This window comes from Streptomyces sp. KR55 (assembly GCF_052245645.1).
Classification (GTDB): Bacteria; Actinomycetota; Actinomycetes; order Streptomycetales; family Streptomycetaceae; genus Streptomyces; species Streptomyces flavusporus.
Genome location: NZ_JBQQCE010000547.1, coordinates 1 through 6072, shown reverse-complemented (window position 1 = coordinate 6072; position 6072 = coordinate 1). Strand labels below are relative to the sequence as shown.

Annotated in this window: 7 protein-coding genes and 1 pseudogene; 7 read left to right on the top strand and 1 reads right to left on the bottom strand. The window is 69.4% G+C overall.

All coding sequences use genetic code 11. The annotated features are described in order from the left end of the window. The first annotated feature begins 17 nt into the window (after positions 1 to 17). The 4 genes and pseudogenes from ACTWQJ_RS44835 to ACTWQJ_RS44820 all read left to right on the top strand — a co-directional run bounded on the left by ACTWQJ_RS44835 (position 18) and on the right by ACTWQJ_RS44820 (position 2097). Complete coding sequence (locus ACTWQJ_RS44835; RefSeq protein ID WP_443312144.1) at positions 18 to 1169, top strand: CobW family GTP-binding protein; 1152 nt, start codon at positions 18 to 20, stop codon at positions 1167 to 1169. A 5-nt stretch (positions 1170 to 1174) separates the two neighbouring features. Next, positions 1175 to 1408, top strand: coding sequence for a 30S ribosomal protein S18 (gene rpsR / locus ACTWQJ_RS44830; RefSeq protein ID WP_224737353.1), 234 nt, complete (start codon positions 1175 to 1177; stop codon positions 1406 to 1408). 79 nt (positions 1409 to 1487) lie between these two features. Continuing rightward, a pseudogene (locus tag ACTWQJ_RS44825) lies at positions 1488 to 1651 on the top strand (SRPBCC domain-containing protein); the annotation flags it as partial. A gap of 146 nt (positions 1652 to 1797) precedes the next feature. Next, the gene (locus tag ACTWQJ_RS44820) at positions 1798 to 2097 is read left to right on the top strand and encodes a DUF397 domain-containing protein (protein WP_224737352.1); all 300 of its coding nucleotides are present in this window, start codon (positions 1798 to 1800) and stop codon (positions 2095 to 2097) included. Positions 2098 to 2189: 92 nt separating this feature from the next. Here the strand turns inward: ACTWQJ_RS44820 and ACTWQJ_RS44815 are convergent, their stop codons facing one another. Then, entirely contained in the window at positions 2190 to 2663 is a 474-nt protein-coding gene (locus tag ACTWQJ_RS44815) for an ATP-binding protein (RefSeq protein WP_443312143.1), read from the bottom strand. Between the two features lie 363 nt (positions 2664 to 3026). Between ACTWQJ_RS44815 and ACTWQJ_RS44810 the strand changes: the two genes are divergently transcribed. From ACTWQJ_RS44810 to ACTWQJ_RS44800, 3 genes are all read left to right on the top strand, one after another. Beyond that, entirely contained in the window at positions 3027 to 3851 is an 825-nt protein-coding gene (locus tag ACTWQJ_RS44810; RefSeq protein ID WP_443312145.1) for a helix-turn-helix domain-containing protein, read from the top strand. Between the two features lie 111 nt (positions 3852 to 3962). Beyond that, entirely contained in the window at positions 3963 to 5423 is a 1461-nt protein-coding gene (locus ACTWQJ_RS44805; RefSeq protein WP_443312142.1) for an aldehyde dehydrogenase family protein, read from the top strand. A 102-nt stretch (positions 5424 to 5525) separates the two neighbouring features. Next, complete coding sequence (locus ACTWQJ_RS44800) at positions 5526 to 6059, top strand: DinB family protein (RefSeq protein WP_443312141.1); 534 nt, start codon at positions 5526 to 5528, stop codon at positions 6057 to 6059. Positions 6060 to 6072 lie beyond the last annotated feature (13 nt).

The window sequence follows — 6072 nt, the reverse complement described above, 5'->3', positions numbered from 1 at the left end:
GGAAGCAGGGCTAGCCCATGCCCGAGCTCTCCGTCGTGATCGTCGGCGGGCTGCACGCCGACGCCCGCAAGGCGGCCGTCGAGCAGCTGCTCGCCGACGTGCCCGGCAGCGTCGTACTCCATCACAACCTGGCGACGGCCGCGGCCGGCACGGTCGTACGGACTGTCCGCGACGCCACCGGCATCCGGGACGCCGGCGAGGCACCGCTCGTCAACGACTGCGCGTGCTGCGCGCTGCGCGAGGACCTGGTGCCCGAGCTGCGGCGGCTCGCGGACGCCGGCGGCACGCCGCTCGCGGTCGTCGAGCTGTGGGACTCCGTCGAGCCGAAGGCCATGGCCGAGGTGGTCACGTCCGGCGGGCTCACGGTCGCCGGTGTGATCACCGCCGTCGACCCGGCGCTGCTGCTGCCGTACCTCGGCAACGGCGACGACCTCGCCGAGCGCGGCCTTGCCGCCGCGGCCACCGACCAGCGCACCGTCGCCGACACCTTCGCGCGCCAGCTGGAGTACGCCCCCGTCCTCGCCGTCCTGGACTCCCCGGAGGCCGACGACGAGGACCGCGAGCTGCTCGCCCAACTCCACCCGACGGCCCGTCAGGTCCCGATCGGCCACGGCGACCTGACGGGCGCGCGTTCCCCGCTGGCGCACGCCGCCCTCGCCGGTTTCGATGTCGAGGCGGCCGCCGCGGCCCAGCACCCGGCGTGCGCCCTGCTGCCCGCCGAGGCCGACGCGCACGGCGTCTCCACGCTCGTATGGCACCGGCGCCGCCCCTTCCACCCGGAGCGGCTCTATCAGGCGCTGGAGGACCTGACCTGCGCCGCCGCCCGCAGCCGGGGCCGGTTCTGGCTCGCCGACAGGCCGGACACGCTGCTGCACTGGGACGCGGCCGGCGGTGCCCTGTGTGTGGAGAGCGCGGGCCCGTGGCTGGCCTCCCTGCCCGACGCGGCCTGGGAGATGGTGCCGCCGGTGCGCCGTGCCGCCGCAGCGCTGGACTGGCACCCCGAGCACGGCGACTGCTGCCAGCACCTGGTCTTCACGTCCCCCGGCCTCGACCGCGAGGGACTCGAGCAGTTGCTGGAGTCCTGCCTGCTGACCGACGCCGAGTACGCCGCCGGGCGCGACGCCTGGAAGCGGCTGCCGCCCGCCTTCGACACCCTCCTGGAGGTCTGACTCCGATGCCCCGCAAGCCCGAGCGCAAGCCGGCCAAGAACCGTCCCAACCCGCTGGACCAGGCCAAGATCACGTACATCGACTACAAGGACACCGACCTGCTGCGGAAGTTCATCTCCGACCGCGGCAAGATCCGCAGCCGCCGCGTCACGCGCGTTACCGCCCAGCAGCAGCGGCTGCTGGCCCGTGCGATCAAGAACGCGCGGGAGATGGCGCTGCTGCCGTACTCCAGCCGCTGAGCACACCCGTACAGGTAGGCGATTCCCTGCACTCGACGCGTAGGGAATCGCCTATCTCTCTTCTGCCGGCCGTCTTGGAACAGGAAGGTTGGAACACGAAGGCCGCGGAACGCGTCTCTTCCGGTGCACGAAGGATTCGATCCGGACGATCCGGCGCAGTTGATGGCGCGGAAGACCATGGACGGGGAATGGCGGTCGCATGTCCTGCGATCCCTGGGGCAGGCGCTGGAACGGGTTCGGTAAAGCGGTCGTCAAAGCTGTAACCGCAGGAACACCCCCCGTGCACGTGCATCTGCCCATGCATCTGCACGTGAACAGGGTTATGATCCGGCACAGTTGACCACTGCATCCATGGCCACACCAGCCAGTGCACCACCGGGGAGCGACCTGTGGATCACGACGTGTACGACGGTGACGTGTACGACGCTGACGTGCACCACGGCGCCGCGGCGTCCGGTGTGTACAACGGCATGGCCGCCACGAAGCTGCACGGCGTGGCCTGGCAGAAGAGCCGGCACAGCAACTCGCAGGGTTCCTGCGTGGAGTTCGCGCGGCTGCCGGGCGGACGGGTGGCCGTGCGCAACTCGAACTTCCCGGACGGCCCTGCCCTCGTCTACACGCGCGCGGAGATCGAGGCGATGCTCCTCGGTATCAAGGACGGCGAGTTCGACCACCTGATAGCGGGCTGACCCGCCCCACCACCGGGGCAACTCGCGCGTATCGGTGCGCAGACGCTCCGTAACGCGCGTAGAACCGCGGCACGGAGAAGTGCCGCGGTTCGTCACCCGTCGGGCTGAAGCCGGAACAGCGCCCAGACGACCTTGCCGCTGAGCGTGCCCGCGAGCGGATGCCAGCCCCAGCTGTCGCAGAAGGAGTCGACGAGGAACAGTCCGCGCCCCGACTCCGCCGAGAAGTCGTCGGCCTCGCGCGCGACCGGACTGTCGTTGCTGGGATCGCGCACCGCGCACACCAGCCGCTCGGTCCACCGCATCAGGTGCAGCCGTACGGCCGGCTCCTCCGGTACCCGCGGGCCCGCTGTTGGCAGCGCATGCCGCAGGGCGTTGGTGACGAGTTCGGAGACCACCAGACAGACATCGTCGAAGCGTTCCCCGATGTCCCACTGGTCGAGTGTTCCGCGCGTGAAACGCCGTGCCTCGCGGACCGCTTCGTAGCGGCCGGGCAGGGCGCAGGAGGCGGCGTTGGACACGGCCGCGGGATCCAGCGGCGGAAGGCCCTGCCGTAACGGCTCGAGCATGGTCGATCCATTCGTCCCCATGCGAGGCACTCCCGGGAATTCGCGGTCAGCGATGCAGCGGTGGCGCGGGACCATGGTTTCGGATGCTTACAGCAGATGCAAGGGCAGATGCACGTGCACGCGACCGAATTGGCCCCTCCCGTACCGCTTGTTGGTCATTTTTTCCGCCAACTTCGAGCCGTCCGCTTGCCCTCTGCTTGCCCTCTCCTTCCCCCGGCAGTCGCGGAATCTTCGGCCTCTTTCCGTCTCTGTAATCGGACGAGTACTGCTCGGAGTGTTTTAGTGGCAGACTGCGGGCCCTGAAGACGGTTGGGGAGGCTGGCGAACGTGAGCGCGGGAGAGCCCGGATCGGTGGTGCGGCGGATGCTGCTCGGCTCGCAACTCAGGCGACTGCGTGAGGCGCGCGGCATCACGCGCGAGGCGGCGGGGTACCACATCCGCGCCTCCGAGTCGAAGATCAGCCGGATGGAGTTGGGCCGGGTGAGCTTCAAGACGAGGGACGTCGAGGACCTGCTGACGCTGTACGGGATCAATGACGAGACGGAGCGCACCTCGCTGGTCTCGCTCGCCCGCGAGGCCAACGTCGCGGGCTGGTGGCACAGTTACTCGGACGTCCTGCCGAGCTGGTTCCCGACGTACGTCGGCCTGGAGGGCGCGGCCTCCCTGATCCGCGCCTACGAGGTGCAGTTCGTGCACGGACTGCTGCAGACCGAGGCGTACGCACGCGCGGTCGTCCGGCGCGGCATGAAGGGCGCGAGCGAGTCCGACGTCGAGAAGCGGGTGGCGCTGCGCCTGGAGCGGCAGAAGCACCTCGTCTCCGAGAACGCCCCCGACTTCCACATCGTCCTGGACGAGGCCGCCCTGCGCCGCCCCTACGGCGACCGCGAGGTGATGCGCGGGCAGCTCCAGCACCTCATCGAGTTCTCCGAGCGGCCCAACGTACGGCTGCAGATCATGCCGTTCAGCTTCGGCGGCCACTCCGGCGAGTCCGGCGCCTTCACCATCCTCGGTTTCCCGGAGTCCGACCTGTCGGACGTCGTGTATCTGGAGCAGCTCACCAGCGCGCTGTACCTCGACAAGGCCGAGGACGTCGCCCAGTACGAGAAGGCCCTCAAGGAGCTGCAGCGGGACAGCCCGGGTCCGGCCGAGAGCCGGGATCTTCTCCGAGGTCTGCTCCAACTGTCGTAAGACATCAGTACGATGACGTGAGATCAGATCACAAGTCGATCGGGTGTCCATGACGGCCGTGCCGTCCGGGCCGCCTCCGACTGGTCCTGCGGCAGGGGATTGAGGGATCACATGTCGTCCTACTTCACCGACCTGGCTCAGCAGTACATCGACGGCGAGTGGCGTCCGGGCACCGGCTCCTGGGAGATCATCGACTTCAACCCGTACGACGGTGAGAAGCTCGCGGCGATCACCATAGCCACGGTCGACGAGATAGATCAGGCCTACCGTGCGGCCGCCCGGGCCCAGAAGGAGTGGGCCGAGGCCGGCCCGTTCGCCCGGCGTGCGGTCCTGGAGAAGGCGCTGCGCCTGATCGAGGAGCGTGAGCAGGAGCTCACCGAGGTGATCATCGCCGAGCTGGGCGGTACTCATGTGAAGGCGGGCTTCGAACTCCACCTCGCCAAGGAGTTCCTGCGCGAGGCAGCGAGCCTCACGATGCGCCCCGAGGACCGCCTCATCCCCTCCCCGGACCCCGGCAAGGAGAACCGCCTCTACCGCCTCCCGGTCGGCGTCGTCGGTGTCATCAGCCCGTTCAACTTCCCGTTCCTGCTGTCGCTGAAGTCGGTCGCCCCGGCCCTCGCCCTGGGCAACGCCGTCGTCCTCAAGCCCCACCAGGACACGCCCGTCGCCGGCGGCTCCGCCATCGCGAAGCTCTTCGAGGACGCGGGACTCCCGGCCGGTCTGCTCAACGTCGTCATCACGGACATCGCGGAGATCGGCGACGCCTTCCTCGCGCATCCGGTCCCCAAGGTCATCTCCTTCACCGGCTCCGACAAGGTCGGTCGCCACGTCGCCACCGTCTGCGCGCAGCACTTCAAGCGGGCGGTCCTCGAACTGGGCGGCAACAGCGCGCTGGTGGTTCTCGACGACGCCGACATCGACTACGCGGTCGACGCCGCCGTCTTCAGCCGGTACGTCCATCAGGGGCAGGTCTGCATGGCCGCCAACCGCGTGCTGGTGGACCGCTCGATCGCCGACACGTTCACGGCGAAGTTCGTCGCCAAGGTGAAGTCTCTCAAGGCGGGCGACCCGCGCGACCCGCAGACGGTCATCGGCCCGGTCATCAACGCCTCCCAGGCGGAGTCGATCTCGGGCACGGTCGAGCAGGCGCTCGCCGAGGGCGCCACGGCCCTGGTGCGGGGCACGACGACCGGCAACCTGGTCGAGCCGTCGGTCCTGACGGACATCCCCGCCGACTCCGGCCTGCTGCGCCAGGAGGTCTTCGGCCCGGTCGCCTTCCTCATCCCCTTCGACGGCGAGGAGGAGGCTGTACGCCTCGTCAACGACACCCCGTACGGCCTCAGCGGCGCCGTCCACACCGGTGACGTCGAACGCGGCATCCGCTTCGCCCAGCGCATCGACACCGGCATGTTTCACGTCAACGACGGCACCGTCCACGACGAGCCGCTCGTCCCCTTCGGCGGCGAGAAGAACTCCGGCGTGGGCCGCCTGAACGGCGAGACGACGCTGGATGCGTTCACGACGCTGAAGTGGATCTCGGTGCAGCGGGGGCGGAGCGGTTTTCCGTTCTGAGGCGTGTCCGACTGTGCCCGGCCCTTGCGGACAGAACCTGACCGCAAGGCCCCGTAACTTCATCGGTGTCAGGCAGACGGACCCGATGAAAGGCGGCCGGACATGGTCACTCACGTGCGACCCGAGGAGCGGGGCGACGAGCGCGGAGCGCTGCTCTCCTTCCTGGCGGAGCAGCGCGGCGGCATCCGCCGGGCGCTGCTCGGACTGACCGAGGAGCAGGCCGCGTCCCGGCCCAGCGTCAGCGAGCTGTCCCTTGCCGGGCTGCTCAAGCATGTCGCCGAGGTCGAGCAGGGCTGGGTCGCCCGGGCCAAGGGGGAGCCGCCCGCGGTCAAGCGGGACGAGTCGAACTGGCACGAGTGCTTCGTGCTGGTCGACGGCGAGACCGTCGAGTCGCAGCTCGCGTACTGGGACCAGGTCGCCGCCGACACGGAGGCGTTCGTCCGCTCGGTGCCCAGCCTCGACGACACCTTCCCGCTGCCCGACGAGCCCTGGTTCCCGGCGGAGGCCGTCTCGATGCGCTGGCTGGTGCTCCACCTGATCCGCGAGACCGCCCGGCACGCCGGCCACGCCGACATCATCCGGGAGTCGCTGGACAGGAAGACCGCCTTCGAGCTGGTTGCCCTCGCCGGAAACTGAGGTCATAACCTGG